Origin of the sequence: Pseudomonas sp. QTF5 (genome assembly GCF_000512695.2) — a bacterium.
Lineage (GTDB): Bacteria > Pseudomonadota > Gammaproteobacteria > Pseudomonadales > Pseudomonadaceae > Aquipseudomonas.
The window spans coordinates 16,167-42,206 of sequence record NZ_AZRW02000023.1; the positions used below are offsets into that span (position 1 = coordinate 16,167).

26 protein-coding genes are annotated in these 26,040 nt (G+C 56.9%); 3 read left to right on the forward strand and 23 right to left on the reverse strand.

All coding sequences use genetic code 11. The annotated features are described in order from the left end of the window. Nucleotides 1-39 precede the first annotated feature (39 nt). From sctF to IC37_RS18180, 4 genes are read right to left on the reverse strand one after another with little or no spacing between them, the layout of a single operon-like run. Nucleotides 40-300, reverse strand: a complete 261-nt coding sequence (sctF, locus tag IC37_RS18165; protein WP_030127898.1) for a type III secretion system needle filament subunit SctF — start codon at nucleotides 298-300, stop codon at nucleotides 40-42. Between the two features lie 16 nt (nucleotides 301-316). Then, nucleotides 317-1,483 carry a PrgH/EprH family type III secretion apparatus protein gene (locus IC37_RS18170; protein WP_030127899.1) on the reverse strand — a complete coding sequence of 389 codons (1,167 nt, stop codon included), beginning with the start codon at nucleotides 1,481-1,483 and terminating at the stop codon, nucleotides 317-319. Nucleotides 1,484-1,526: 43 nt separating this feature from the next. Further along, nucleotides 1,527-2,033, reverse strand: coding sequence for a transglycosylase SLT domain-containing protein (locus IC37_RS18175; protein WP_030127900.1), 507 nt, complete (start codon nucleotides 2,031-2,033; stop codon nucleotides 1,527-1,529). A 26-nt stretch (nucleotides 2,034-2,059) separates the two neighbouring features. Then, the gene (locus IC37_RS18180; protein ID WP_256580755.1) at nucleotides 2,060-3,280 is read right to left on the reverse strand and encodes a winged helix-turn-helix domain-containing protein; all 1,221 of its coding nucleotides are present in this window, start codon (nucleotides 3,278-3,280) and stop codon (nucleotides 2,060-2,062) included. Nucleotides 3,281-3,840: 560 nt separating this feature from the next. On the opposite strand from IC37_RS18180, the gene IC37_RS18185 reads away from it, so the two are divergent. Further along, nucleotides 3,841-5,049 (forward strand): hypothetical protein, encoded by a 1,209-nt coding sequence (locus IC37_RS18185; RefSeq protein WP_143519218.1) that lies wholly within the window; start codon nucleotides 3,841-3,843, stop codon nucleotides 5,047-5,049. A gap of 150 nt (nucleotides 5,050-5,199) precedes the next feature. Here the strand turns inward: IC37_RS18185 and IC37_RS18190 are convergent, their stop codons facing one another. The 19 genes from IC37_RS18190 to IC37_RS18280 all read right to left on the reverse strand — a co-directional run bounded on the left by IC37_RS18190 (nucleotide 5,200) and on the right by IC37_RS18280 (nucleotide 23,832). After that, the gene (locus tag IC37_RS18190) at nucleotides 5,200-5,442 is read right to left on the reverse strand and encodes a phosphopantetheine-binding protein (RefSeq protein WP_256580756.1); all 243 of its coding nucleotides are present in this window, start codon (nucleotides 5,440-5,442) and stop codon (nucleotides 5,200-5,202) included. Between the two features lie 161 nt (nucleotides 5,443-5,603). Next, nucleotides 5,604-6,827, reverse strand: a complete 1,224-nt coding sequence (locus IC37_RS18195) for a hypothetical protein (RefSeq protein WP_143519219.1) — start codon at nucleotides 6,825-6,827, stop codon at nucleotides 5,604-5,606. A gap of 166 nt (nucleotides 6,828-6,993) precedes the next feature. Then, entirely contained in the window at nucleotides 6,994-8,076 is a 1,083-nt protein-coding gene (locus IC37_RS18200; protein WP_030127905.1) for an IpaD/SipD/SspD family type III secretion system needle tip protein, read from the reverse strand. Between the two features lie 12 nt (nucleotides 8,077-8,088). Further along, nucleotides 8,089-9,156: an IpaC/SipC family type III secretion system effector gene (locus IC37_RS18205; RefSeq protein ID WP_051414779.1), complete on the reverse strand. Its 1,068-nt coding sequence runs from the start codon at nucleotides 9,154-9,156 to the stop codon at nucleotides 8,089-8,091. 24 nt (nucleotides 9,157-9,180) lie between these two features. Continuing rightward, nucleotides 9,181-10,947: a type III secretion system translocon subunit SctE gene (gene sctE, locus IC37_RS18210; protein WP_030127907.1), complete on the reverse strand. Its 1,767-nt coding sequence runs from the start codon at nucleotides 10,945-10,947 to the stop codon at nucleotides 9,181-9,183. Further along, nucleotides 10,940-11,431 carry a type III secretion system translocator chaperone SicA gene (sicA, locus tag IC37_RS18215; RefSeq protein WP_030127908.1) on the reverse strand — a complete coding sequence of 164 codons (492 nt, stop codon included), beginning with the start codon at nucleotides 11,429-11,431 and terminating at the stop codon, nucleotides 10,940-10,942. The genes sctE and sicA overlap by 8 nt, the downstream gene beginning before the upstream one ends. Nucleotides 11,432-11,548: 117 nt before the next feature. Then, nucleotides 11,549-12,583 (reverse strand): EscU/YscU/HrcU family type III secretion system export apparatus switch protein, encoded by a 1,035-nt coding sequence (locus tag IC37_RS18220; protein ID WP_030127909.1) that lies wholly within the window; start codon nucleotides 12,581-12,583, stop codon nucleotides 11,549-11,551. After that, entirely contained in the window at nucleotides 12,558-13,355 is a 798-nt protein-coding gene (sctT, locus tag IC37_RS18225) for a type III secretion system export apparatus subunit SctT (RefSeq protein WP_030127910.1), read from the reverse strand. Before sctT ends, IC37_RS18220 begins: the two co-directional genes overlap by 26 nt. Nucleotides 13,356-13,359: 4 nt before the next feature. Next, the gene (locus IC37_RS18230; protein ID WP_030127911.1) at nucleotides 13,360-13,614 is read right to left on the reverse strand and encodes an EscS/YscS/HrcS family type III secretion system export apparatus protein; all 255 of its coding nucleotides are present in this window, start codon (nucleotides 13,612-13,614) and stop codon (nucleotides 13,360-13,362) included. Between the two features lie 9 nt (nucleotides 13,615-13,623). After that, nucleotides 13,624-14,283 carry an EscR/YscR/HrcR family type III secretion system export apparatus protein gene (locus IC37_RS18235; RefSeq protein WP_030127912.1) on the reverse strand — a complete coding sequence of 220 codons (660 nt, stop codon included), beginning with the start codon at nucleotides 14,281-14,283 and terminating at the stop codon, nucleotides 13,624-13,626. Next, complete coding sequence (locus tag IC37_RS18240; RefSeq protein ID WP_030127913.1) at nucleotides 14,276-15,193, reverse strand: FliM/FliN family flagellar motor switch protein; 918 nt, start codon at nucleotides 15,191-15,193, stop codon at nucleotides 14,276-14,278. Before IC37_RS18240 ends, IC37_RS18235 begins: the two co-directional genes overlap by 8 nt. Beyond that, nucleotides 15,190-16,113 carry a hypothetical protein gene (locus tag IC37_RS18245; RefSeq protein ID WP_030127914.1) on the reverse strand — a complete coding sequence of 308 codons (924 nt, stop codon included), beginning with the start codon at nucleotides 16,111-16,113 and terminating at the stop codon, nucleotides 15,190-15,192. Before IC37_RS18245 ends, IC37_RS18240 begins: the two co-directional genes overlap by 4 nt. Then, nucleotides 16,110-16,565 carry a type III secretion protein gene (locus IC37_RS18250; RefSeq protein WP_030127915.1) on the reverse strand — a complete coding sequence of 152 codons (456 nt, stop codon included), beginning with the start codon at nucleotides 16,563-16,565 and terminating at the stop codon, nucleotides 16,110-16,112. The genes IC37_RS18245 and IC37_RS18250 overlap by 4 nt, the downstream gene beginning before the upstream one ends. Next, complete coding sequence (gene sctN / locus IC37_RS18255) at nucleotides 16,549-17,835, reverse strand: type III secretion system ATPase SctN (protein ID WP_030127916.1); 1,287 nt, start codon at nucleotides 17,833-17,835, stop codon at nucleotides 16,549-16,551. Before sctN ends, IC37_RS18250 begins: the two co-directional genes overlap by 17 nt. Beyond that, nucleotides 17,832-18,239, reverse strand: a complete 408-nt coding sequence (locus tag IC37_RS18260; protein WP_030127917.1) for an invasion protein B family — start codon at nucleotides 18,237-18,239, stop codon at nucleotides 17,832-17,834. The genes sctN and IC37_RS18260 overlap by 4 nt, the downstream gene beginning before the upstream one ends. A 13-nt stretch (nucleotides 18,240-18,252) precedes the next feature. Beyond that, entirely contained in the window at nucleotides 18,253-20,307 is a 2,055-nt protein-coding gene (locus IC37_RS18265; RefSeq protein WP_030127918.1) for an EscV/YscV/HrcV family type III secretion system export apparatus protein, read from the reverse strand. Nucleotides 20,308-20,331: 24 nt separating this feature from the next. Further along, complete coding sequence (gene sctW, locus IC37_RS18270; RefSeq protein WP_030127919.1) at nucleotides 20,332-21,438, reverse strand: type III secretion system gatekeeper subunit SctW; 1,107 nt, start codon at nucleotides 21,436-21,438, stop codon at nucleotides 20,332-20,334. Further along, the gene (gene sctC, locus IC37_RS18275; protein WP_371916334.1) at nucleotides 21,435-23,048 is read right to left on the reverse strand and encodes a type III secretion system outer membrane ring subunit SctC; all 1,614 of its coding nucleotides are present in this window, start codon (nucleotides 23,046-23,048) and stop codon (nucleotides 21,435-21,437) included. The genes sctW and sctC overlap by 4 nt, the downstream gene beginning before the upstream one ends. Nucleotides 23,049-23,094: 46 nt before the next feature. Next, a complete protein-coding gene (locus IC37_RS18280; protein ID WP_030127921.1) occupies nucleotides 23,095-23,832 on the reverse strand; it encodes a helix-turn-helix domain-containing protein in 738 nt (245 codons plus the stop codon). A 225-nt stretch (nucleotides 23,833-24,057) separates the two neighbouring features. On the opposite strand from IC37_RS18280, the gene IC37_RS18285 reads away from it, so the two are divergent. Beyond that, nucleotides 24,058-25,269 carry a CmpA/NrtA family ABC transporter substrate-binding protein gene (locus tag IC37_RS18285; protein WP_030127922.1) on the forward strand — a complete coding sequence of 404 codons (1,212 nt, stop codon included), beginning with the start codon at nucleotides 24,058-24,060 and terminating at the stop codon, nucleotides 25,267-25,269. A 15-nt stretch (nucleotides 25,270-25,284) separates the two neighbouring features. Further along, the gene (locus IC37_RS18290; protein ID WP_030127923.1) at nucleotides 25,285-25,860 is read left to right on the forward strand and encodes an ANTAR domain-containing response regulator; all 576 of its coding nucleotides are present in this window, start codon (nucleotides 25,285-25,287) and stop codon (nucleotides 25,858-25,860) included. Nucleotides 25,861-26,040 lie beyond the last annotated feature (180 nt).

Consider the following 26,040-nt stretch of genomic DNA (forward strand, 5'->3'; position numbering starts at 1 on the left):
GCCATTGGGTGAACCAATGGCCGATCAAAAGGGGAAGAGTCAGCGCGCGGCCTGGATGATGGCCATGTCGATATCCTTGAAGCCCTTGACCGTGTTGGTCTGGGCATTACGGAATACCGTGTAGGAAGAAAAGGCAGCCTGATAAGCGGCCAACTTTCCAGGATCCGATGCGTCACCCTTGAGGTCCTCGAGTGCTTCATCCAGCGCGAGCTTCAGATTCGCGGCACCAAGCTCGAACGCCGCCGCTTGACGCCCGAGAAAATCATCGGGAAATGTGATGGGAATACCAATACCAGACATCGGTCACCTACTCTGTTCAGTTGGGAAAATGCCAAGACGACGACGTCATCTTGATGTAGCCCTGAGGGCCAATCTGAAACGACTTGCCCTTGAGCAAGTCGTCCTTGAGCTCGATAGCGAAGTGCACGTAGCGATCGCCCCATTGCCGGGTAAAGCCGTCGATGTATTGTCGAGCGGCTGTCAATTCGGCGTCCTGCAAATTGCCTTCAATCGAAAACGTCACGCTGTCGCCGTGCTCGTCCCGCTTGAACCGCAGCGAAAGGCGCTGCAGGCCTTCCTGGGCGAGGTCCGCCAGTAAATTGTCATCCTGCATCTGCACCGCCACTTCCCGGGCATAGGGGGCGGCTTCGAGCAAAACGTCGCTCAGTTTCGATTGCAACGGTGGCGTGAGCAGATTGCGCTGGGCGCTCAACAGTAATCGCGGCTGTGCGGGGTCCTTGAGATCAAGAGAATGCCAGGCCAACTGCGGCTCATGGTCAACCAGCAGTTTTTCCAGCCGGCGACGTTCCTGATCCTTCACCAGCACCTTGCCGGGCAACAAGTTATTACGCATCAACACCTGGCGGCTCCAGCCGGCATCACGTTCAGAAGACGCAAAAACGTAGACCGTGTCGTCCCGCCCATGCACCACGTCGACGTCCGCGCTGGTGCCGTTGATCAGGGTACGAATATCAGTTTCCGGTGTCGGTTCCGGTATCGACAGGATGCCCACCGTGGTCAACAGCAAACACAACGCCAAGCCGCCACCGAGCCATTTCGCAGGGGGTGTCCGGCGCCAGGTACGCGTGGCTAGTTGAAAGGAAGTCGGTGCCTGTATCTCGAGAGGTTCGGGCGCCCACGGCTGGTCGTGAGGCCGCAAGCCGATGCACAGGGCGCCGACTTGCTCACTGCGTTGGAACGGGCAATGTCGAGTGTCCGATGGCTGATCAAGCAGCCGCAATGTTGCACCGTCCTGCACGCTCTCATCCAGCAGCACTTCAAAATTACATCCCCCTTGATCCAGCGGCACATAGATCGCGTCCGGCGGCACGCTAATCGCTCCGCTGCCTTTTCCCAGCAAATCCACGGGCGCCACGATGAACAAGGTTCTCGGCTCACTGAGCGGGAATTCGCAACCTTGCAGCGGACCGTTGAGGATTCGCAGAACGCAGGGTTGTAGAGAGGGGCTCGACGTGACGGTCACCGATCACGCTCCAGGCAGTGAATGAGCGTCCATGCTAGGAACATTACCCGGGATGTTCCTGATCGAATTCTGCCGGTTTCGCACGCCGATGATCAGAATCAGCCGTTGCGTTCGGTGTCCGGGGCTGCCCGAGTACTTTGGGGGTTAACATGCGGTAACGCTTCCACACCTTTTGCGCATAGCGCAGACGGGCCGCTTGCCGATCAGGCGCGTTACCGGCGTTGTAAGCGCCGACGGCCGTCCAGTTGTAGCCGTAACGAGCCACAAAACCGGCCAGCACCGCCGCCCCGACTTCAACGGACAGACAGGGTTCAGCCAATAACCGTTGTTCGGTAATGCCCTGTGCACGCAGGCGCGGCAGATGAAAGCTGTTGATCTGCATCAGCCCGATATCCCGCGAGCCGTCCTTGTTGTAGTTCAACGCGTTCGGCAGCTGCCCGGACTCCACCTCGGCAATGGCCTGCAGCAGTTCGGGTTCAATGGCGTGCTGCCGGCCCGCCTGGCCCCAGCAATAAGCATGCGCGGGTTCGGCCACCCAACCTATCAACATCAGGAGCCCACCCGTGACCCGACCGCTCATGCCAGGCGCCTGCCATTGTCCTGTTGCAAGGTTTTCCGTGCCATGAACATGACTTCATGAGGATTTTCCGTGAGCGTGATGCGCACCCGCAGAATCTTCGCCCGGACACAGTTCGAGTCGTGGCGCAGACACTTGTCGATACTTTGAGCCGCCTGATCGTTGCGCCGCCAAAACCAGTGGTGCCAGGCGTGGAGGTAATGGACATCGGCCTGATCGGCTGTCAGCAAACAGCGGCGAAACAGCACTTGCGCAGCGTCGTCGCACCCTCGAAGGCTGGTCAGCAAGGCCAGCCGCGGCAGTGCTTGCGCACTGTCGGGGTCCAGCGACAATGCCCTGGACAGGGCCGAATGAGCCCCATCGATTGCCCGTTCCTGCTCACACAGACCCAGCATCGCCTTTCCCAGCCACGCATCGGCCACGCCACACCACGCAGCGGCATAACGTTCATCCAGTTGCAGGCAGTATTGAAATTGCACCAGCGCGTCGCGCAGGCTTTGCGGGGTGTGACGTTGCACACTGCACAAGCCATTGAGATAAGCCACCACGGCAGGATAGGAAGTGCAGAAGCTTCCAGAGGGACGCAGCCCCGGCAGGCGCTGCGCGACAAGACAGGTCAACTCTGCGAGCGCCTCCCCCAGGCCATCGCCACCCAGGATTTGCCCATGTAGCAGAACGTGATCACTGCCACGTATCAACTCGACCGACCACTGCGCTTGCTCGCCCGGGCGAGTACAGCGCCCGCTGAGGTAGAAGTCCGGCATCAAACACCTGACCAAATCCCGGGCGTCGGTCCGTTGATCAAACTCAGCCATCAACCCCGAAGGGACAACCCGCAGCGCTGCGCCGAATGCCGTGGTGAGCTGACGGATCACCGCATCCTGCATATCCAGAGCATTCGCCTCGCTCACACCGCGAAAAGCCAAAACCGCCAGCGACGGTACCGTGGCCGGCACTAGCCCGGATGGATCGACCACTGCAACCGGGCAGGTGAATCGATAACCCTGGCCGTACACCGTCGCAATGAAGTCCTTGTTGTCCTTGAGCAGCTTGCGCAAGGCGTAGATGCAGCGAGTCAACGACTCCTCGGCGGCATCAATCCCGGACCATACGCGGTCCAGCAGGTGGTCCTTGCTGATGACCGAGCCGGCCGAGCCAAGCAGCAGACGCAGTACCTGTAGCTCTTTGGGGGGGACGTGTATTCCTTTGCCGTCTCGCATCAGCGTTCCATCGCTTTGCAGTAGCCATTGGTCAAAAACAAATGACCTGAATGGTGGGTGATCAGTTGCACTGTCCATACTTTGAGACATCTCTATAGAAAGGTACTGAAGCGCAATTAAACCTGTGATTAAGCAGGCTCAAGATGACAAGCGTTAGGACTATAAGAAGTTGAGCGAGAACTATCCGTAGGACTACAATCTTTTACTGGTAGGAAATTAAAATGAAAGCTGTAGGACAATTCCCCCACGATCACGTCACCATCGCAAAATGAACAATATTGAGATTTTTCGTCGCCTCAAGCACATTACATATAAAAACATAAAACATAAAACATAAAACATAAAACATCCATCTAAAGCCCACACTTCTTAATAAACATCTGAAAAACATCTACAGCGCTTTACTTCGACAGCTGTAAGAGCCAAGCAATGACGGAATTTTTAATAAATCATGAAACTATTAAACCCTTGAAATAAGCGTTTTTTACAAGCCGCACAAATTTACGCAATGCAATCTTTGCAAGCAGCAAACTTCAACCAACCGATATATAAGGGTTAAAATGCACTTCCCAAATATTAGCTCGCTTACAGGACTTAGTTCGACCAACCTGGAAACCAACTTTAAAGAAAGGTCACATGGCGTAACGGCGGGGAAACTTAATTATGCAACTAGCTCTTCGCGAGAATTTTGCCGAACACTTGACAAATATGGAATTGACATACAAAAGAACAAGATGACAGGAACGAATGCTGCAGATCAGATGACAGTACTTGCACACAAAGACCACGCAGGCAACTACAAGCTGGAGACAGGTCTGTATATCTCCAATCCAAAAAATGGAGATGCGTACGGCGACTTCAAGTTTTATCAGGGCCGCGGAGCAAAAAAATATCAAACATCACAAGTCGCCAAACTGGAATTTGACAAAACAAGTCTAGAGAGGCTGAGTAAAACCTACCATGAAGTACCAGGCGCTACTAAGTTTCTGAGCGACCTACTTGCACTTCGCCCTTGCAAAGATTTGAACACATACATTAGCAACCCTGAGCTATTTTCCTATTTAGCTCCTGATGACGCGCAATCAAATGGCTTCCTGATTTTTCCCAACCTACCCTACATCGACACCCCATCGCTACTTAAAACGCCTACCAGCATGAAGGACAAAAAAGAAGGTATTGCGGTGTGTGCATATGCGGTACACCCGAATCAAGACCTACGTCTAATTAATCACATGAAAGGCATGGAAAATCTGAGCAGATTAAATACTCTCGATCACCATTCAACCGACAATCGGACCGCCCATGAGATGGAATCCGGGACGACTGTGAAATATCTTTCGAGCATCCTAGACTTGGATGTGAGGGACGTCCCAATGTTAGAAACATTACACACACACATCTTAGACCATCTATATAACGTTTATGAAGCTGATAAAGCTAAGGATAAAGTACAACTGTTTTTTCATTTCCCAGTAGCGGAAGAAACCTCTACTTTGCACCTCCATGCCCGCGTAAACAAAGCAGATCATCCCCTCAACGAGGCCAGATCATTTGAGCTTATAGAAGTCATCGATACGCTACGGAGTGGTAGAAGTATAATTGACATGATTCTAGGAAGAAATAATGGGGTATTTTATACAGGCGCACATGAGAGTGTTGCGGCTATTCAAGACATTCCAAATAAAGGGTCAGTTCATAACCCGTATCTCCTACCTCTCTCCCAGCCTTTCGAGGGCTCATCCATGTTTCGAAGCCCGCAAGAAACTTAATACCTTGTGACTTGCACTCACAACACATAAGAAGTCTGGTTGACAGCTTATCTTCACAATGAGTTATCAGCCAGACATCGAACACCTTGAAACAAGCAAACCTTCTTCGTTTTCTTTGAAATTACGACAACTTCAAAATTAAAACCAAAATTATTTGTAGCGTCTTACTGCAGCGCAGATATCAGCCACGGACCTCCACTCCGATATATCTTTTTCAGGCAGGTCGATTTCGAAAAGCTCATTTAGCGCCATGACAACTTCAACCAACCCCATCGAATCAATATACAAATCTTCCACTAATCGCGACTCAACTTCTATTTTCCCATGGCCCGCCAGAAAACAGTGAGACAAGACGTCTATTACCTGAAGATCGACCCCAAACTCCTCATTCACAATTCACGACCTCTTTTAAAAACCAGCATTGATTTAAACAATACACAACCTATCAAAACCGCTCCACTTGAAGCCCAATAACATAACCTCTCAAACACCCTCAAACACCCTCAAACACCCTCAAACACCATCAAACACCCTCAAACACAAACTTACCATTATCAAAAGATATTAAATATAAATTTGTTTTTTACTTTTCCGAAATTCGGTATTCCACTGATAGAACCGATTTCGTCTGTAACTGGCACAAGATACTTCCCACCATTTCTACCTAGAATCATATCGACCATGGTTCTACCAGCCTCCAGACATTCAATAACCTCATCAAGCTCAAAAGATCTTGCGTTATTAAGCGGATGCTCAGCCTTATTTACCCATACATGAAGGTGTAATGTCGCAGTTTTTTCAGCTACAGGAAAATGAAAAAAAAGCTTCACTTTGTCAACTACATGATCGACACCATAAACTTCTGAAAGATTGCAAACCACATCTTCCTTCAATTTTCTTAACATAGGAACATCTCCCTCCACCAGGTCAAGCACCGACGAAAGATACTTAATACCAGTCCCCGACTCTATTTCATACAGGGCACGTTTATTGTTAGCATAATCATCCTTTCGATGACCGTCCAAGCGCACACCAGGTTGCGTACAAATTTCTTCGATGAACGATAGATTTTGATTAGGATGAATTGCCCAAACCCCCAACGTAATACCCGACTTTCTTTCCTTTAGAATCATAGGCTCCTCTGAATACTCCCTGAAGTCTATATAGGGTAAGTTGGGAAAAATCAAAAAGCCGTTAGTGGTAGCATCACAAGGATTGAAATACGAAAATCGATCACGAGCAAGTTCATAACCAGACAAATCCTTGCACGGAACCATATCAAGAAGGTCTCTCAAAAACTGTGTGACACCCTTAACCCTATGATAAGTGTTGCTTAGCGACTTCAGACTTTCCGCATCAAAAACCAAAACATTACACTCTGGCGCTTGGTACTTCTTGGCTCCCAGCCCCGAATAAAACCTGAATTCACCATAACGATCTCCGGAGCTTTTATCCGAAATAAACAGCCCAGACTCAAGCTTAGCTTCCCCACCAATGGGCTTATGTGAAAAAACTACAGGAGTGCTCCTGTCCAACGCACACTCCATTTTAGTTAAAGAAACATCTATGCCAAAACTATCGAGCCTACGCTGAAACGTACAGGCAGAATTACCAGCCCCCATAAAAGACGACCTAACTCTGCCACCAACAGTTTCTAGATCAAGAGCCTCAATATTTCTACAATGCACTGCACTTATACCCAAACTACTATTTAATTGCGCCCCCACTCCTCCCCCCTCAACATTATTCAATATCGACTCAGACATCACCACTGACAACCAAGCTCCCTCTCAAAATATAACCCCTTACTTAAGCTATTAAAGCCACATAAATTCAACCTCGATAAACCACAACAAAGCAACCCTCTTCACCACGAACAAATTTTCACATCCCAAGCAGCGAACAACTTCCACCAAGAGGACGCTCCACTTATGAAGTGCGCACTCAAAAATTCAACATCGCCTTCAACATGTCAGTAAACTGATTAAGATGAGAAGACAGCGTCTTATTAAAGTTGTCATGATAAGAGTTGGCATTGGAATACTTCTGCGTGAAGGACTGCAGCATGTTTTTCATGCGTTCCTCCTGGGCATTGAAGCCGGTTTGCCAGGCCTGGAATTTTGATGTATCCCAAGTAACCGTACCACCACTAGGCAAGCTGTCCTTCATGATGGTCAAAGGCCCAAGGTCCATGACCACGCTGTACGTGCCGTCGTCATTTTCCTGGAGGCAGTTGGCGGGAAGGCCTAGCGCCAAGCGCCATTTTTCGGCTTCTTCTCGGGTGGCGCCTTCCATGCCCGGCGCCGGGAATAACACCGCTGCGGGATTCGGATGTGAATATTTATTAATCAGTGACTGCAAGGCGGCCCGGATCGCGCCGGCGTTTAATTTAACTTCCTTCCCGTCATTCGCGCCTTCAATCCAGTCTTTCATCTGTGCAGTGATTTCTTTGTTGAAATCGGCAAAGAAGTCGGAGTAAGCGGCGATGATGTGTTCGTAGCCTGCCAGGTAACCGTTCTTGATCAGTTCGATCAGTTCCAGCAGTTTTTCGAAGAAGTCGTTTGGCGAGTTGATCACTGCTTCGAATTGATCTTCAACTTCAGTTGGAACTGGCTCGCTGTTCAGTTCACCCAAAACTCGTTTCTGTTCGGTTAGAACTTGCTGAAGCTGTTCCTCTGACAGCGTGTTAATGCCAGATTTCATCACCGAACAACATACCTGCGCTTGTTGCGCCCACATCTGCGAGCGAATGCGCTTGGCCTGGGTCTGTTCGGCAAACTCCGCTATAGAACTTTCCGCAGAGCCACCGTTCAAGAGGTCACCAACGACTTTGTTGATGTTCGGCTGACACCTGAGCATGTTCTCAAGGTTGCGATTGAGTGCTTGCGCCGAGCGTTCCAGCATTTGAGCCGACGAAAAAGCCAGCGGAACTTCGGGTATTAGTTCGGGTAATGAGGACGCGGGCAGCCTTTCATTGCCATGTGCGGGAGGTCGGCCACTCGCCGGGTTAAAGCCAGGAATTATCATTTCATTCTCCTATCAAGCGCGCGTCAGCGCGCCAATGACTTCAATACGCGACTGGAAAAGCTGCATCACGATGTCCATAAGCTTTTGCAACAGCGCCGCGTCGGCCGAGTCTTTCTGCCCCACTTCGTCGCTTAGACTTTTCTGAGTGTTTTGCGCACTTTGCTGCAGCGTTTCTTTTGCGCGGGCGGCGAATTCATCCATCCGCACAATGCTGGACATCACCTGGCTCAGGCTCATTGACATGGCGTTGAGCGCCCGACCGATTTCAAGTTTCTTTTCGATGCTGCCGCTGCCCATCTGGCTCAACCAGTCAGAGGTCTGGCCGACTTTTTGCGCCTTGAGCATTTCAGCGTCAAACCACGCCTGTTCCTTAGCCGTCAGCGTGGCGCCCTCGGGCTTGAAGTCCACGGTCTTCGACCTGCCGAAATCATCGAAAACCTTGATTTTGTGGGTCGTGTCCGGACTCCAGTCATCGCTGGCGCGATCACGCTTCAGGTCCCGCTCGATGTTGTTGGCGTCCAGCGAATTGCGTTTGTGCAGGTTAATGTCCGCGTGTTTCAGCCCTTGTCCCTGGAAGGTTTTCACCATTGCAAAACCGGCTATCGCGCCGGAGACCACCGCGCCAGTAATGGCGCTGTACAGACCGGCCTTGCCAGTCTCCACGATTGCCGCGCCCTGGGACTTGGCGGCGTCGGCGGCCATGATGCTGAAATGCCCGCGCAACTCGGCGTTGGTCACTCGAGCGATGTTCAATGCAATGATCGCGGCGACCAATACGTTCGCATGTTTCTCCCAGGCGCCGGGGTCGAACACCAGATCGTTGGGCGCTTCATTGCCGGGCATCTTTGAGGCGGCGACAAAGTCCTGCCGGTCAGACTCGCTGATCTCATGGTCGGTGACTTTCAGGTCCAGCTCCTCTGGTGTATAGCTGGCGATCGCCGCCCTATCGAGCACCTGCCCCTTACCAACCTTATCGCCCAACGCTGAATCACCGAGTGGACGAAGCGAGTCCCTTTTAATCTCTGGAGTAAAACTGATCGGGCGTTGAGCCAACGCCCTCACACCATTAATCATGTCCATGACGAATTCCTTTTATGATTGATTTCAAACGTGCCGAACCATGTTCAGGCTGACCGAGTGGCTGCGTTGCATATCGGCAAACACTTGCTCGATCTGGCGGGTACGCTCCTGCATCGCGCGTCCGTAGTCCTCGACCACGCGCGTGAGGTAGGTGGTAATTTCTTCACTGACGGCCATGCGTATCCGCACGTCCGCCAAGTGCTCGGCGGCCTGCGCCTGGTGTACGCCGCTTCTGATCTGAAGCGTGCTTTGCGCCGCTACACTGCCGAACTCGGTGACGGCTTGAGCGATTTCAAGATTGGCCGCGTAACGGGCCAGGGCCACGGGATCGGCACCGTTGGTGATGAAGCTGCGCAGTTGCGTCAGCAACTGGGTCAGCGTGTTACCCACCGAGGACGCCACCTGCTTCATCGCCTGCATCGCCGCGGGTGCCGCTTGCGCAATCACCGTCGCCAGTTTCGAGGCAGCGGCGCTCACCATCGGCCCGATCACTTGGACCCCGACCAATGCCGTCAGGGCGATGGCGGCGAGGGTCGACGCGATGCCCTGGATCATGCCGGCGATTTGCGCAATTTCCTTCGCGGTCTCCGGATCGACGCCAAAGGCAATCAGCAGTTTGGTGTAGAGATCGGTAAACAACTTGATGGCTTCCTGCATCACCGTCATCAGCGGCTTCATGGCCTCAGCCATGAACGACACCCCGGTGGCTTCCTTGACCACGGCATCGGAAATCATCACCGCCGCGCCAATCACACCCACCGCGATCAGCACCGGATTGGCAGTCAACACGCCGGCCGCAATGGTTGCGACGGTCAACAGGGCGCCAACGATCATGCCGATACAGCCCATGGTTTTCTGCATGGCCTCGGCTTTGCGCACTTCTTCCAGGTATTTATCCGACTCCAGCTGCATTTTCTCTTGCAGCTTGGCCTGCAATTCCAGAAACAGCTCCTGACTGAGCTCCTCCTTGTTTTGCGCCGACTCGCCCAGTAATTCGATGAGCTTTAACCGATTGAGCAGCGCCAGTGCGCTACTGCTCAGCGCCTTCTCTTCAGACTGTTTGATGGATGGGCCTGCGAGCCCCGCTGCCTGTACCTTCTCGGAGACGACTGCCAGGGTTTTGGCCGCGGCGTTGGCCACGTCTACCAGTTTCAGATGGGCATCGGTGGCTTGTTTAAAGGCCTGGGTGTGGCCCGCCAGCTCGCCTTTGAGTTGATCGCGCACCGCCAACTCCCGTGCGTACTCGGGGGAGTCAGGGTCCAGCTGCGCCAGACGCGCCTCGCTTGCGTCAAGCAGGCCCTGGAAATGCTGGACCCGCTCGCGCAGTTTTTCGAGTTTCTCCTGACTGCCGCCGACGGCCTCTTCAGCCGCCGCCAAGGCATCGACAGCAGACTGGTATTCACCTGCCAGCTTTTCATGACCTTGTTGTTTCGCGCCGGCCATCGCCTGCAACATGGCCAGACGATTTTTCAGTTTGTTGGTGTCAACCTCGCTGAACAATTCGCTGAGCATTGCCATCAGGAAGGTGAACAAGTCCCCCTCCGCTTTCGGTTTGTCGCCGTGGGGTTGCACGGGTGCATGCAACTGCGGTCGACCGGCAACCGCGGCGGATTGAGCCTTGTCACCGTCGTAGTGCACCGACATCAGACCCGCCAGCGCTTCCTGACCGGCCTTCTGGTAGTCAAGCGTTCTGGCAGCCTGGCTGGCGGCCTTGCCGTAGATTTCAATTGCCTCGGCACGGCCAAGGGTTCCCCGGATTGACGGGTTGGATGTACTTCTGATTTCACTCATGTTCAGTCCTCCGAACAGTGCTATGCAGGTGGTCCAGGGTGTCGAGATACACCTGGGCTTGCGCGCGCAGATCCGCTTCCGTGGTCTGCTCGATCACGCATTCAAAACACAACCGCGCTTTGCCAACCTTGCCCAGGGCGAGTTGACATTGGCCGGTGTAGAACATGGGCCGGCAGTCGTCTTTGCCTTGGGCAAACGCGATGGCATACAGATCGATCGCTCTCTGGTGGTTTTGCTTGAGCTGATGCACGGCAGCCAGCCCCAGCCAGTAATGGCTGTTGTAAATGTCGTAGATGCACAGGAAGTGAAAGAACTTCTCGGCATCGTCCAGCCGTCCCTGTTCATAGAACTGGAACGCAAAGGCGTACAGGCCTTCCATGTGCTCGTCGCTGATGCCTTGCACCTCCTTCAGCGGTGCGCCCGCGAGCACTGCATCCACGACCTGCCTGGCCAACTCTTCATCTTGTTGATTGTTGCGACTCATCGGCCACACTCCTGAAAAACGTCAGCGCCGCTGACAGGTGCATTGAGCCAAAGCGCTGGTGAGCACGCTGCCAAATTGCGCTCATGCCAGCCTTCGGAGAAAGGAAACGGGACGGGATCAGGCCTGCTCTACCTGCTCGAGCCAGATCAGCAGGCGCAGCACTTCTTCAACTTCCTCAACCTGAATGAAGCTGTAGCGTTGATGGGTCTTGAAGATCCGCCGTGCCAGGGCGATGTCGCTTACCACCGGCACACCGACCTCCCGGGCATAGGCCCGGACAGCAAGGGCTCGCTGGTTGGTTTCCATCAGGGAAATGAACGGCAGCACCGTGATTTCCGGCCGGAAATACACACCGATCGCAATGTGTGTGGGGTTGGCGATGATCATGCGCGAGTTGCGCACGTCGGACTTGACCTGCTCCGACAGCAGCTCCATATGCAGGTCGCGCCGGCGTCCCTTGATTTCCGGATTACCGTCCTGCTCCTTGTGTTCGCGCTTTACCGAATGCAAATCCATCATCTGTTCTTTGATGAACAGCCAGTATTCGCACAGCGAATCGAGCACGACGATCAACAGGACGCACCCCAGAAAAGCCAACACCAGCACCAGCAGCAGGTGGCCCCAGATCGCAAACAGATCTGGCGCCTGGGCGAACAGTTGGGCAAACAGCAAATGCCGTTGCGTCACCCAGACAATCCACAGCGCCATGGCAAAACTGCCCAGGTACAACAGCGCCTTGACCGTGTCCTTGACGGTGCGCAGGCTGAACAGTTTTTTGAAACCGTTGATTGGGTTCAAGGCCCCCAGGTTGAGCTTCAGCGCTTCACTGGCCAGCGCAAAACCACTTTGCAGCAACGCAGGCAAAGCGCTGGTCAACACGCACACCAACAGCAACGGCAACAACGCCTTGAGCCCGACGACCACCAACATCGCCGAATACTTTTGCAGGTCGGCGTCGAAATCACTGGCGATGATGCGCCGGTAGACTTCCATGATTTCCAGCAGCGAACTGTTGAATACCATGTAGGTGATGCCGCACAGTGTCAGGCAGGTGACCACCAGGTCTTTGGCCTTGAAGGTCTGGCCCTTGCGCGAGGCATCCCGCAGACGCTTGGGGGTGGGTTTCTCAGTTTTCGACGCGCTGGAAGACATCGGCGACCTCCCCGTTGAGGAAAGCGTCGGGCGCCTGGAACTGGCTTCCCATGCGCAGGATTTCGTCCGGCAAGTGCGCGCCGAAATACAGGATCAACACCACCAGCGCCACCAGGCTCTTGACCGTCAGCGACACCGAAAACGCATTCATCTGCGGTGCATACCGCGAGAGCAATCCCAGTAATGCCTCGCTGACCAGTAACGTGGCCACCACCGGTGCGCTAATCACCAATGTCTTGCTGACCAGGGCATCGAGCAACGTCATGACGGGCTGCAACTGTATTTCGCAGCTGACCGGCGCGCAGATACGATAGCTATAGCCGACGGTTTCCAGCATCAACAGCATCCCGCCGCCCTCGAGGTAAACCGCAGCGGCGAATAATTGCAGAAAGTTGGCCAACTCCGAGGTATCGACACCGTTGGCCGGGTCCACCGTGCTGCTGAGCATGGCGCCGCGCTGGTTGTCGATGAGATTGCCCATGGCGTGCAGCACCCAGAACGGCCAACACAGCAGGCACCCGAGCAGAGCGCCGATACCTGCCTCGCGCAATAACAGGCCGAAAAACGCTAGCCCGTCGAGACGAGGCAGCGGCTCACCTACGTACGCCCAGAACCCCAGCGCCACCAGCACGATCACCGCCTGACGTGGAGCGCCGGTCAGCACGCCGCTGTTCAAGAACGGCAACATGAAAAAAATCGGCGCCAGCCGCGCGAACCCCAGGAGCGCAGCGGCGAACAACGCATACAGATCGAAAAACAGCGAAACCGTCATTGGCCTACCCCAGGGCCAGACGCATGACTTCACGACTGAAATCAAGCAAGGTTTCGCCGTACCAACCCGAGAGCAGGAACAGGCACGCCGCGACGGCCAACAGTTTGAAGCCGAACGGCAGCGTCTGCTCCTGCAACTGAGTGACGGTCTGCACCAGACCCACCACCAGCCCGACCACGGTGGCCACAATGATCGGCCAGGCCACCATCAACAGAATCAGGTACAGGGTTTTATTGCCGGCATACACCAGATCGTTCATCAGGGCCCCCTAAGCCAGCAAGGTCAGGTATTGCTTGACCAGCCCGGTAGAAAGCAGCGCCCAGCCATCCAGGGCGACAAACAACACCAGCTTGATCGGCACTGAAATGATCACCGGACTCATCATCATCATGCCCAGCGCCAGCAGGATGCTGGAGATCACCAGGTCGACGATCACGAACGGCAGATACAGGTAAAAGCCGATCTTGAAGGCACTCTTGATTTCGCTCAGTGCGTAAGCCGGTAACAGCGAAAACAGGGAAGGTTCAAGCTGATCATCATCGGGCAGTCCGGGCTCGGTTTCACTCTGGAGCGCCTGGGCGCGCTCGAAGAACTGCGCCAGTTCTGGATCAGTGTATTTGCGCAGGTAATCCTTGTAGCCACCCAAGCCGTTCTCGGCAAAATCCACCACCGATTCCACGTCGGTGAACGCAATCTGTTGTTCCTTGTAGTAGCCATAGCCCTGTTTCATCACCGGCGTCATGACGAAAATCGCCATCATCAGCGCGATGGCATTGAGCGACATGTTCGACGGCACCTGCTGCAGCCCGAGGGCGTTACGCACGATGACAAACACGATAGAAAACTTGATGTAACAGGTGCCGGCCGCGACCAGGAAGGGCAACAGTGAAGCGAAGGCCAGCAGCGCAATCAGCGAGACATCATTCATCACTGGCGTTCCGATAGACCTCAAGCAATTCGACACCCAGTTGCGCGTCCAGCTGAACCAGCTCTCCCCGGGCAACCGGCTTGCCATTGGCCCGCACTTCGATGTGCTGCGAAGCGTCCGGATCCAGCGCAATGAGCTGGCCGTCGATGATGTGTTGTAACGCGCCCAGGTCGATGTCCCGGGTCGCCAGAACGAACTCCAGGCGAACCGGCAAATGAGCCAGCTCCCCACCGTTTGAAGGCTCGACAACCGCTTGCGTGTGCGAATCGACGGCAGTCAATTCCATGTGTAAACCCTCTTCAGTGAACGTAAAAACGCCGATACCCCGCTCCGCCAGCACACAGTGGTGCGTCAGTCGGGTGATCCGCAGAACATCGCCTTGCCTGAGCCGCCCATGGCTCGCGCGACTGAGGTGACTGACGCCCAACTGCAATACCAGGCGCAGCGGCAGATCGCTCAACCATGAAGCGGACTGCGGCGCCCTGTTTGAAGGTTGAGCCGATGGCAGATCCATCACCCAAACCCGGCCCCGAGCGGTATCGAGCCATGGCAGTTGCTGCGCGCAAACGGAGTCGGTCAACTCGATCTCGGACAGATCCCGGTCATGCAACCCTTCCACCTCCAGCATCAGCGGGCGTGACACCGCGCGAAACAGCCCGGCGATACTTTTCCCCGAGCACGCGTCGGGCAGCACTGATTGCAACTGCGGCAGTGAGTAGTGCAGCCAGTCGCCAGCCTGAATCAACCCACGCCAGTCCCCCTGTTCACCCCGCGCGCAAAAGCTCAGGAAACCGGACTGTCCATCAAGGTTGCCAACCCCCGCGCAATGACCGGCTTCGCGCCAACGCCGGACTGTCTGTAAACGCGAATGCGTCAGCGCATCCACCCGTCGCAGCACCAGCGTTCTCATGCCGGATGTTCCTGCTGCTCTTCCTGCTCATCGTCCGGCGACTGACGCGAACCATGACGGGATTGCTCATCCGCGGTATCAGCGAGGCGCCAGTGGCTTTCGCGAACCTGATCGAAAGGCTCCCTGAGGTGCTCGAGAACCTGCGGATTACTGGGATTGAGCACCAGGTTCTGCGCGAACTCTCCTGGCAGTCGAGTGATCGTGACTTGGCCACTGGCAGTACCTTTGCTGAACGGAATCTGCAAAAAATTCCGACTGGCGCCCGCAGCTTCTTCGAGGGTGATGTCCGACGGTGGTGAAGGTGGCAAGGTTGCCGAAGGGACGGTGACCGGTGACGCCATTGTGGGGGCACTTCGCGGAGCCTGAGCGACGGGCAGCGCCTCGGGCAGATCAACAAGATTGTCTGCAACGGCTGGCTTGCCGGGTGGCGGTGACAGATCAACCGGCGCCGATTCCATCGGACGCGACAGTCGATCCGGCAATGGCTGAGACTGAGGTAGAGGCTGAGGTTGAGATTGCGGTGACAGTGGTTGTGGTGCGCTGTTGGTCCGCGGTAGTGGCAGCGGCGCTTCGACGGTCGATGCCGGGATCGTCACCCGCTCCATCGCCGAAAGCACAGGCTCCATCTGGCGCGATGCGGATCGTCCTTGCGCGGCAGGCACTTCAACCTGCGCCTGTAAATCATGACGCTCGATGATCCCCGCGCTTGACGAAGGAGCCGGTGGAAGCCTGTCATGGCGACCCGTCCCCATCATCGGTCGATGACGCACCAGCAAGGCGGCCGCCAGATCCAGCAGCCCTTGCGGCAGCTCGTCCTCTTCAACGGGTATCAATTTATCCTTCAGCTCATCCACCGGACCGTCATGGCCCGGCGCTTCAACTGAAGCCGGTAACCTTGGCACCACACTCATCTCTCTCATCGCCGTACTCCGGTCATCTCTTCAATTTCTCGTTCTTCGCGACGCACGTGTTCAAGCCGTTGGACACGCAGCAGCTGCTGGACAGACCGTTCATATTTGCCATGTTGGCGCTGCAGTAAACGCAGCTGTTCGCGTTGTTCGCACAACGATTGATCGACCTGCCGGCACTCCCGATCAACGCGATCGCGCTCCAGCTGCACCAGGTGAATCTGCCGCCGGATCACCGCTTGACGCCTCAGTAATGCGAGCAGTTGGCCGTGGTCGAGCACGCAGTCCTGCGCGCGATGGCTGGCCAGCAGGCTGTGCAGCGACGCTTCCTGTTCCGCAAAACCCGCCAGCTCCTGACGCAATGGCAGCAACTGCTGTTGCGTGCGCAAAACAGCCCGTTCGCAGCGTTGTTGACGGGTATCGCTCAGCGCCAGCAACCGGCGCCTGTCAGGCAATGAGTTCATTCAGACTCCGCAGCGACTCTTCAGGTGAGGAATGCTCGTTCGTTGGCTGACGCAGCCAGTCGATCAGGGCATCGCGGCGTTGCATGGCGTGATCATTGGCCGCGTCGGCGCCCGGTGTGTACTCCCCCAAGTCGAGGAATATCTGCAACTGCTCGAGGCGCGCCAAAAGCTCACGGGTGGACGATGCCAGTTGTTGAACCTGTGTGGTCGTGACCTGGGTCGCCACGCGGCTGACGCTGCGCAACACATCGATGGCGGGAAAATGGCCCTTGGCGGCCAGATCGCGGCTCAGATAAATATGCCCGTCGAGAATCGACCGGATCTCTTCGGCCATCGGGTCCGGCTCGTCATCGCTTTCCAGTAGCACCGTGTACCAGGCTGTGATGCTGCCCCGAGCCGTGACACCGGGGCGTTCCAGCAGGCGCGGCAAGGCATCGAACACCGAGGCTGGGTAACCCCGGCGTGCCGGCGCTTCGCCAGCCGCCAGTGCCAGGTCGCGCCGTGCCCGGGCATAACGGGTCAACGAGTCCAGCAACAGCACCACGCGCTGACCCCGGTCGCGGAAGTACTCGGCGATGGCCGTGGCCTGCAGTGCGGCGTTGCAGCGATCCACCGACGAAAAGTCCGAGGTCGCGAACACCAGCACACAGCGCGAGCGTTTTTCAGACTGGCGCAGATGTTCAACGAATTCGGTCACCTCTCGCCCGCGTTCGCCGATCAGGCCAATGACGAAAACGTCCGCCTCGGTGTGCTGGATCAACATGTTGAGCAGCGAGGTTTTGCCCGATCCGGCGGCGGCAAATATGCCGATGCGCTGACCGACACCGCACGTCAGCAAACCATCGATGGCCCGAATGCCGGTCATCAAGGGTGACGCCACCGGTCGACGTTGATGGTATGCCGGAGGATCGGCGTCCACCGGGCAGTCCTGCTCATCAAAGCCCGTCGACGGTGCCAGTCGCTCCACAATCCTGCCGTGTGGATCGACCACGCTGCCGAGCATGGCCTCGCTGCAAGACAGGCGTAACACTGAGCCAGTCGGCACGATCAGCGACTCTCGGGACAGCCCTCGTGCATCTCCCAGCAAACTGAGCAGTACCACGCCCGGCTTGAAACCGATCACTTGCGCCCTGGCCGTCACCTGCGACGAACGCCAGTGCTGGCGGACCTCGCAGACTTCACCGATGACCACACCGACCAGTGCCGCTTCGATCAACGGGCCGCTCAAGCGCAAGGGGTGAGCCGCGCGTCGCTCCAGCCGCGCGGTCATAAGCGCAGGATGGCGCATAACGCTTCGATCTCGGCCACGAAAGCGTCCAGGGCCTGGGCGAAATGCTCGGCGTCGCGAAGGGCCTGTTCGTTACACATCAAGCGCAACTCGAGCTGACCTTGAACCTCGCACAGGTGCAACTGCCCACTGCGGGACCAGCGACTGCCCTGGAGCAAAAACTGCCACAGATCGACGGCGCAATGGTCGAACGCATGGGGCCTGACTTCCGTGATCGACGCCCAGACCCACACTTCCCCGTCCACGTCGCCCACGCTGATATTGGGCAAATCCTTCATCTGCAATTCAATCGTACTGTGGCTGTCGAAGTGGCCCAGTTGCCCGCCTGTACAGCCGCTGTGCAACAGCGCTTCGCGCAGCAACCGGGCAATGTCCATCTGTCTCATTTACCGGGTTTCCTTAAAGGGTCTTGATGACATTGACCGAGATGGTTTCCGAGATTTCACCGAACGACATCACGTCCAGTTCACGGAATTTCCCCTCGATCAGTTTCTTGATGTAGCGCCGCACATCGACCGAACACAGCACCACCATGTCCTTGTGTGGAATGTGCAAGCTGTCCAGGCCGACGCTGAGTCGGTCCATCAGTTCTTCTGCGTCAGCCGGTTCCAGATTGACGAAACTGCCGCCCGAGGTTTGCCGGATACCCTTGCGCACCACGTCTTCAAATTCCGGCGACAGCAGCAGCACGCGTAGGTCATTGCCATGGGCGAACTTGTTACTGATGTAGCGCGCCATCGCGCCGCGCACGTGTTCGACCAGCACCAGCACGTCCTTTTCCCGCGATGCCCAATGGGCCAGCGATTCCAGAATCAACTTCATGTTGCGCACGGAAATGCGCTCGCCGATCAGTCGCTGCAGGACCTCGGCAATCTTTTGCACAGTGACGTGGCGGTACACTTCCTTCAGCAGATCGGGATAGCGGCTTTCCATCTCGTCAAGCAGCTGTTTGGTTTCCTGCACCCCGAAAAACTCCTGGATGTTGCGTGCCAGCAACGTCACCAGACAGCGGTAGCACTCGTCGTAGGCCGGGCGCAGTTGGTAACCCAATTGCTGCACCCGCTCCTTGTCGTCGGCGTTGATCCAGATGCCGCCCGACCGGTTACTGTCGGTGCCGCGCACCAGCGCGAAACCCATGGGTTCGAGGTCGGGTGAATAGTCGAGCAGGCGCCAATGATCGAAATGGATGTCGAACTGATCGGCGCGCACTTCGTTGATCAGCACGGCGATTTGGTGAGGCGGCAAGGTGTCACTGGCGCGTAATAGAGGCTCGGGGATTCGCAGCCCGTAATCGACAAAGAACTGGCTGCGAAAGCGCGCCATCAATCGAGCGTCTTTCAACTCGCCCAGGCGCGCGGTCGGCACCAGCAGCATCAAGGCGATGGTCTCGGTGGCGATGCTGTCGACGTCGTCCAGCAAACCCAGCTCGGTGTTCGCTTCATCAGGTGCTGGCAGGTTCCCGCGCGCTTCGCCAGACTGGCCCGCAACCCTGGAAGCCTTGCGATGCCGGAAAAACACCACCAGCCCCAGCACGCCGGCAATCGGCAAAAACGTCATCAACGGGAAACCCGGCAGCAGGCCAACGCCCACCGCCAGCAACGCGGTCACGCCCAGAACGAAGGGGTTGCCCAACATTTGGGCGAGCATGTTGCGGCCCAGATTGTTGTCATCGCCGTTCACGCGGGTCACGATGAAACCGGCGCCGATGGCAATCAGCAGCGCGGGGATCTGTGCCACCAGACCATCACCGATGGTCAGCAAGGTATAGGTCGACAGCGCGCTGGACATGTCCATGCCCATCTGCCCGACCCCGATGGCCATGCCACCAATGAAGTTGACGAAGATGATGATGATGCCGGCAATTGCATCGCCCTTGATGAACTTCATCGCGCCGTCGAATGAGCCGTACAACTGGCTTTCACGTTCCAGCACGCTGCGTTTTTCCCGGGCCTCTTCGGCACTGATCGCGCCGGCCTTGAGGTCGCCGTCAATACTCATCTGCTTGCCCGGCATGCCGTCCAAGGAAAAGCGCGCCGCCACCTCGGCCACCCGCTCCGACCCCTTGGTGATCACGATGAATTGAACAATGGTGACGATGGAGAAAATCACAAAGCCCACCACCAGGCTTTCACCGATCACGAATTCGCCGAACGAGGCGATGATGTCCCCGGCGTCGGCCTGGCTCAGAATCAATCGGCTCGTACTGATCGACAGCGCCAGGCGGAACAGCGTGGTCAGCAGCAGCAAGGCCGGAAACGTCGAATAGCTGAGGATGCGTTCGATGTAGAACGACCCCATGAACACCAGCAGCGAAATGACAATGTTCAGGCCGATGAGAAAATCCACCAGCACGGTCGGCAGTGGAATGATCAGCATGGCGATGATCATCACCATCAGCGTCAGGATCAGCAGTTCGGGGCGCGCGCTGACGTTGCGCAAAAAGATATTGAGCATGAAAAGTTCAGATTCCTGGAAACGTCATGAACCGCCGGCGAGGTGTCGCCGTTCGATGTTTTCATGAGCAAAAGCGATGTCGGCCAAATGGCAGAACTGTTGCGCCAGGCGTTGCGGCGCTTCTTCATCGCAAAATAATTCGTGTGGCAATTGCAGGCACACGCCTCGCAGCACCTGCAGCAGCATTGAACGTTCGCGGTGCGCAATCAGCACGACGCTTTCACCCAATGCGCCGAGCAATAACTGGTCGAGTTCGTCGGGGTAGGTCAACAGGCCCAGCAGAAACACCAGCCAATCAGTCTCTCGAGCGTTGTGCCGACAGACCCATTGATCGCCAATCAAGCTGTCGATGAACACAGCTTCGGCCGAGCGCAGACGCTTGAGCCCGGTCAATCTGGCCAGCAAGTGGCCAAACTCCTGGCGTGAGCAACTGGGGTCCTGGGCGCTGATGTCGGTCAGCAGCGCCGCTTCGATGAAGGCCAGTACGTTCATGCGCTGGGGCGCGCCAAACAAAGCGATCCAGTCCTGATAGCAACTGACCGGCCCTTCGTCCGATTCCAGAAAGTCACGGTAGGCTTCGCGCAGCAATCCCGCCCGTACCGTAAGCGCCGCGCCGAACAACCTGGCTTTCAAGGCGGCGTTGATTCCGGCTTTCATGCGTTTGGGCGAGGCTTGGTCAATCACCGTTTGCAGCAGGGTTTCGAGTCGCTGGCGGGTGCCTGCATCGAGCTTCTTGCGGCGCAATAACTCACGCAGCACCAGCGCCAGGTCACTGTCGTCGGGAAACAGTTTGCGTGCCATCTGCAGCAACCAGGCAACGGGTCTGTCGGCCAGGCGCGCCAGACTGAGCACTTGCCGGGCCTTGGGCACGGTGTCGTCTTCAAGCACCCTTTCGAAGCTGTCAGTCAAGGACTCGGACTTGAGCTCAAAATGCCGCCGGCTCCGGAACTGTGCCATGGCCGCCGACATTTCATCGCTGATCTGCACCAGGCGTTGCGTGAGCGCAACCGTACCGCTTTCCTCGACATCAATGTCGACATTGGCTTGAGGCTGAGGCTGCTCTGCGGCCTTTTCGGCGTTCAGCCGCGCCTGAGCCGCGCGCCCCCCCGAGGAAATGGTCGGCAGCATCACTTCTGTTCCGCGCGAAAGTAGGCCCGACGCACGCGTTCATGCTGCTCCGGTGTCATCAGGCGAGTACCCGGGTCGACGGCTTCCGGCTCCCATGCCGCGCGAATTTCCTTGGGCTGGATCAGAAACACCCGCACCGTATTCGCCGAGCGGCTCTGCCGGTAGCTGAACAGGCGACCGATCCAGGGTATCGAACCCAGCACCGGAATCCGTCCGACCTGCTCGCTGTGGTCATCCCGGGTAAAACCGCCGACCAACAGGCTTTTGCCCGGCGGCACCCGCGCCACGGTGCTGATGCGTGTGCGGCCGACCATCGGCAGAGCGTTCGGCTGCTCGCCGGCGTCTGGGCGCTCGACTTCGTTACCGTCTTCGATGTTGAGCGACATTTCGATTTCGTCCGCCTGGGCGAAACGCGGCAACACATTCACCAACGTGCCATACGTCACGTGTTGCAGGTCGACACTGCGCTCGCCAACCAAAGGTGCGTAAAACGTCCGGTTGTTGTCGAAGATCGCCGGCACGTTTTCCTGGGTCAGAATCACCGGTCGCGCGACCACATTGGCTCGGCTGGTACGCTCCAGCGCCATGACCTTGGTCACGAAAGATGCGCCATCAAGCGTGGTCGCCGAGCCCGCATTGAGCGACGCCGCAAACTGTCCGCCCGCCTTCAACGAGCCCTGCCATTCGATGCCCAGCTGGTTGAGTTCGTCCTTGTGCAAATCAATGATCCACAACGACAACTCCACATGACGCTTGGCGGTGTCCAAAGCGCTCACCAGGTTCTCGATGAAGCGCACCTGTTCCGGCAGCCCCTTGATCAGCAGACTATTGGTGTCGGGGTAGGCCACCACTCGAATGTTCCCCGCCGCCGCCTCCCGCGCAAGAATCCGCGGGGCCGTCGGGTCATCGGCTGAAGGCGCAGTGGCCAATCCTTCCAGGGGAAACGCCGGCATCAACCCTGAGGACTTCTGTGCTGTGGTTTGTGCAATCAGCGGTTCCACCTCGGCCTGCTCGCCACGCAGCAGTTGCTCGATCACCGTCGCCAGTCCGGGGATGGTCACCTTTTCATCGCGCAGCTCGTATTTGCGATCACCTACAAAGGTGTTCTGTACCTGAATAACGCCAATCTGCTGCTTGCCCAATAACAAGTCAGAGCGCTGGTTATCCATCAAGTGTGCGGTTTGAAGCACCAGGTCGACATAGATCGGCGGCCCGGAAATGTGGAAGGTGCGCAAGCCATCGTTGCGCAATGGATAACGGGCGTCATGCAATCCGGACTGCGTCAGGAATGACTTGAGCCTGGCCACTGAAAGCGTTTGCAGCGACGCCATGGAGCTTTTGATTTCGGCGGCGTCATACACGTAGATCGCCTGGCCATCGCTGTACCAGATCAGGCCCATCCGGGCGGTGATCCGCTCTAAGGTCGTTTGCGCCGATCCCAGGTCGAATTCACCGGAAATCCGTTTGGCCGCGGCCGCCTTGCTGACGATGACCGGCTTGCCCAGCGGCCCCGACAGTTCTGTGAAAAACGTGCGCACGCTCTGCTCACGCGCCACGTAAGTCTCGGCTTGAGCCTGCACGGAAATAGGGACGAAAACCAATACGGAGCTCATTAGTATCGGTACGAAACGCAGCGCAACGGAATGAACGCTCATCGACTCACTTGCTTGAAAGGTAGGTGATATCCGCAAGGCTGCTGGGCGAGAAACCCATCAGCTCACGAACTTCCTTGGAAAAATGCGAAGAAGAGGCAAAGCCGAACTCCAGCGCCACATCCGTCAGCGAACCGTTCTTCAGGTTCATGTTCAGCAGCGCCTGGGCCGTGCGCCAACCGCGCAATGCTGGCTTGGCCGCAGTGCCCAGCGCCTGGCGGCACAGGCGTCGAAAGTGCGACACCGACACGCCATAGCGCTGCGCCAGTGCGCTCAACTTTTCGCTGTGACTGCCTTGCTCCAACAGAAACCGCACCAACCCGTAGCTTTCGTTGTGGCGCAACTGACTGGCGAAGGTCCGATAGGGCAAACCACCGCCCAGCGCCTGCTGGATGTACCAGCGCTCAAGGGCTTTATTGGACTGGAGGGTTTCATAAGCCACTGGCAAGGTGGCCCACGGTTGCGCGCATGTGCCTTGATCGTGCAGCGCACTGCTCACATCGAAGAAGACCTGTAATTTCACCAGAGGCGCTTCGGACAACTTCATGACCTCAACGCGACCGCCGCTCACGTGGATCACTCGATCCAGCGCGATCAGGCCTTCCCAACCGACTGGCAGCCAACAGCACGCCGCAGAATTCGCAGAGGCCAGACGCACGGGGTTTTCGACGACGCGTAGATGCAACAGACGCTCGTCGAGGTGAACTTCAGGGAACGCTGTGGCACAAAGTGGTTCGATCTGCACATCGGTCTCCTTGGCAACCTGGTTGATGTGGTCGACAGGATGAAAGACGCGGCGTATCGAATCCTGATGAAATGCTGATGGGACGCAGCTGGCATATGCCTTGCACTGCCCCTGTCATCAGCACTCATGCCAACGACGGGATGAGTCGAAAGACAAAGGCGTCGTCACAAGGCTTTGCTCACGCGAAAGCCTGGGACGACGTTTTTTTTTGGAAGGTGTTCAGGCATGAATGAAACCACAGCCGGCCCACTGGCCTGGGTCAACGGCAGCGATGCCCCGGAAAAAACCGAAATCAATCTCGGCTTCATGGCCCTGAGCGACTGCGCTTCAGTGGTGGTCGCCGCCACCCAGGGCTTCGCCCAGCCCTACGGCCTTACCCTTAATCTCAAGCGCCAGACGTCGTGGGCCAACCTACGGGACAAACTGGTCAGCGGCGAACTCGACGCCGCCCACAGCCTGTACGGTCTGATTTACGCCGTGCACCTGGGCATCGGCGGCGTAGCCTCCACCGACATGGCCGTACTCATGGGTCTTAACCAGAACGGCCAGAGCATCAACCTCTCCCACGGTTTGCAAGCCCTGGACGTGACCAGTCCTGAAGCACTGGACCGACATGTGCACCAAAGTCGCCCAAAACTGACCTTCGCTCAGACATTTCCCACAGGCACCCACGCCATGTGGCTGTATTACTGGCTGGCGAGTCAGGGCATTCATCCGTTGCAGGATGTCGACAGCGTGGTGGTGCCGCCGCCGCAAATGGTCGCGCACCTGCAAGCCGGGCGCATCGACGGTTTCTGCGTCGGCGAGCCGTGGGCTGCCAGCGCGGTGCAACAGAATCTCGGGTTTACGATGGCCACCAGCCAGACCCTTTGGCCCGATCACCCGGAAAAAGTCCTCGGCTGCACCCGCGCCTTCGTCGAGCAATACCCCAACACCGCACGGGCATTGGTGATGGCGATCCTCGAAGCCAGCCGATTCATCGAAGCCAGCCGCGAAAATCGCCGCAGCACCGCGCAACTGTTGAGTGCGCCTGAGTATCTGGATGCACCGCTCGATTGCATCGAACCACGCTTGCTCGGTGACTACGCCGATGGCCTGGGCAATCGCTGGCAAGACCCGCACGCGATGCGTTTCCACGGTGACGGCGAGGTCAATCTGCCGTATTTGTCCGATGGCATGTGGTTCATGACCCAATTCCGGCGCTGGGGTTTGTTGCGTGGCGACCCGGACTATCTCGGCGTGGCCCGTCAGGTCCAGCAACTAGACTTATACCGTGAGGCCGCCACCGGGGTCGGTGTGCCCGCCCGGAGTCAGGAAATGCGCAGCAGTCAACTGATCGACGGCAAAGTCTGGGACGGCTCGGACCCGGCCGGCTATGCCCGCAGCTTCACGCTGCACGCCATGAGCGGCAGCGCTCCCCTTCTCGCCAGCCGCTGACAGGAGCCTGCGAATATGTTGCGTATCCTGCTGATCAACGACACCGCGAAAAAAGTCGGGCGTCTGAAGGCTGCCCTGACCGAAGCCGGGTTCGAGGTCATCGACGAGTCCGGCCTGACCATTGACCTGCCCGCGCGCGTCGAAACGGTGCGTCCGGACGTGATCCTGATCGATACCGAGTCACCGAGCCGCGATGTGATGGAGCAAGTGGTGCTGGTGACCCGCGACCAGCCGCGGCCGATCGTGATGTTCACCGACGAGCACGACCCCGGCGTGATGCGCCGGGCGATCAAGTCCGGCGTCAGTGCCTACATCGTCGAGGGCATTCACGCACAACGCTTGCAGCCGATTCTCGACGTGGCCATGGCGCGCTTTGAAAGCGACCAGGCCCTGCGCGCGCAACTGCACGCCCGCGACCAGCAACTGGCCGAGCGCAAGCGCATCGAACTGGCCAAGGGGCTGCTGATGAAGATGAAGGACTGCAATGAAGAAGAGGCCTACACCCTGATGCGCCGCCAAGCCATGAGCCGCCAGCAGAAGCTGATACAGGTGGCGGAGCAGATTATTGCCATGAGTGAGTTGTTGGGCTGACTGCCTTACCCCTGTGGCGAGGGAGCAAGCTCCCTCGCCACAACAACCTCTATAGCCACAACCACCGATTGTTGGCACAAATCTCGCTAAGTAAATCCCTGCAAGGTAACCAACGGCGGTTGCCCCACCTACGACAAAGACGTCGCTCACCTCATTCGCCCCCTGGCGGATCGGGTAGCG

Bases quoted from the DNA above. Each gene is read 5' to 3' on its own strand.
- IC37_RS18245 (WP_030127914.1), bottom strand. From the start codon at position 16,113: ATGAGAGAGATGAGTGTGGTGCCAAGGTTACCGGCTTCAGTTGAAGCG.
- IC37_RS18240 (WP_030127913.1), bottom strand. From the start codon at position 15,193: ATGAGAACGCTGGTGCTGCGACGGGTGGATGCGCTGACGCATTCGCGT.
- sctF (WP_030127898.1), bottom strand. From the start codon at position 300: ATGTCTGGTATTGGTATTCCCATCACATTTCCCGATGATTTTCTCGGG.
- sicA (WP_030127908.1), bottom strand. From the start codon at position 11,431: ATGAGTCGCAACAATCAACAAGATGAAGAGTTGGCCAGGCAGGTCGTG.
- IC37_RS18200 (WP_030127905.1), bottom strand. From the start codon at position 8,076: ATGATAATTCCTGGCTTTAACCCGGCGAGTGGCCGACCTCCCGCACAT.
- sctN (WP_030127916.1), bottom strand. From the start codon at position 17,835: ATGACCGCGCGGCTGGAGCGACGCGCGGCTCACCCCTTGCGCTTGAGC.
- sctT (WP_030127910.1), bottom strand. From the start codon at position 13,355: ATGACGGTTTCGCTGTTTTTCGATCTGTATGCGTTGTTCGCCGCTGCG.
- IC37_RS18185 (WP_143519218.1), top strand. From the start codon at position 3,841: ATGCACTTCCCAAATATTAGCTCGCTTACAGGACTTAGTTCGACCAAC.
- IC37_RS18265 (WP_030127918.1), bottom strand. From the start codon at position 20,307: ATGCTCAATATCTTTTTGCGCAACGTCAGCGCGCGCCCCGAACTGCTG.
- IC37_RS18180 (WP_256580755.1), bottom strand. From the start codon at position 3,280: ATGCGAGACGGCAAAGGAATACACGTCCCCCCCAAAGAGCTACAGGTA.
- IC37_RS18175 (WP_030127900.1), bottom strand. From the start codon at position 2,033: ATGTTGATAGGTTGGGTGGCCGAACCCGCGCATGCTTATTGCTGGGGC.
- IC37_RS18230 (WP_030127911.1), bottom strand. From the start codon at position 13,614: ATGAACGATCTGGTGTATGCCGGCAATAAAACCCTGTACCTGATTCTG.
- sctC (WP_371916334.1), bottom strand. From the start codon at position 23,048: ATGAGCTCCGTATTGGTTTTCGTCCCTATTTCCGTGCAGGCTCAAGCC.
- sctE (WP_030127907.1), bottom strand. From the start codon at position 10,947: ATGAGTGAAATCAGAAGTACATCCAACCCGTCAATCCGGGGAACCCTT.
- IC37_RS18220 (WP_030127909.1), bottom strand. From the start codon at position 12,583: ATGTCTTCCAGCGCGTCGAAAACTGAGAAACCCACCCCCAAGCGTCTG.
- IC37_RS18250 (WP_030127915.1), bottom strand. From the start codon at position 16,565: ATGAACTCATTGCCTGACAGGCGCCGGTTGCTGGCGCTGAGCGATACC.
- IC37_RS18235 (WP_030127912.1), bottom strand. From the start codon at position 14,283: ATGAATGATGTCTCGCTGATTGCGCTGCTGGCCTTCGCTTCACTGTTG.
- IC37_RS18205 (WP_051414779.1), bottom strand. From the start codon at position 9,156: ATGGACATGATTAATGGTGTGAGGGCGTTGGCTCAACGCCCGATCAGT.
- IC37_RS18290 (WP_030127923.1), top strand. From the start codon at position 25,285: ATGTTGCGTATCCTGCTGATCAACGACACCGCGAAAAAAGTCGGGCGT.
- IC37_RS18285 (WP_030127922.1), top strand. From the start codon at position 24,058: ATGAATGAAACCACAGCCGGCCCACTGGCCTGGGTCAACGGCAGCGAT.
- IC37_RS18260 (WP_030127917.1), bottom strand. From the start codon at position 18,239: ATGAGACAGATGGACATTGCCCGGTTGCTGCGCGAAGCGCTGTTGCAC.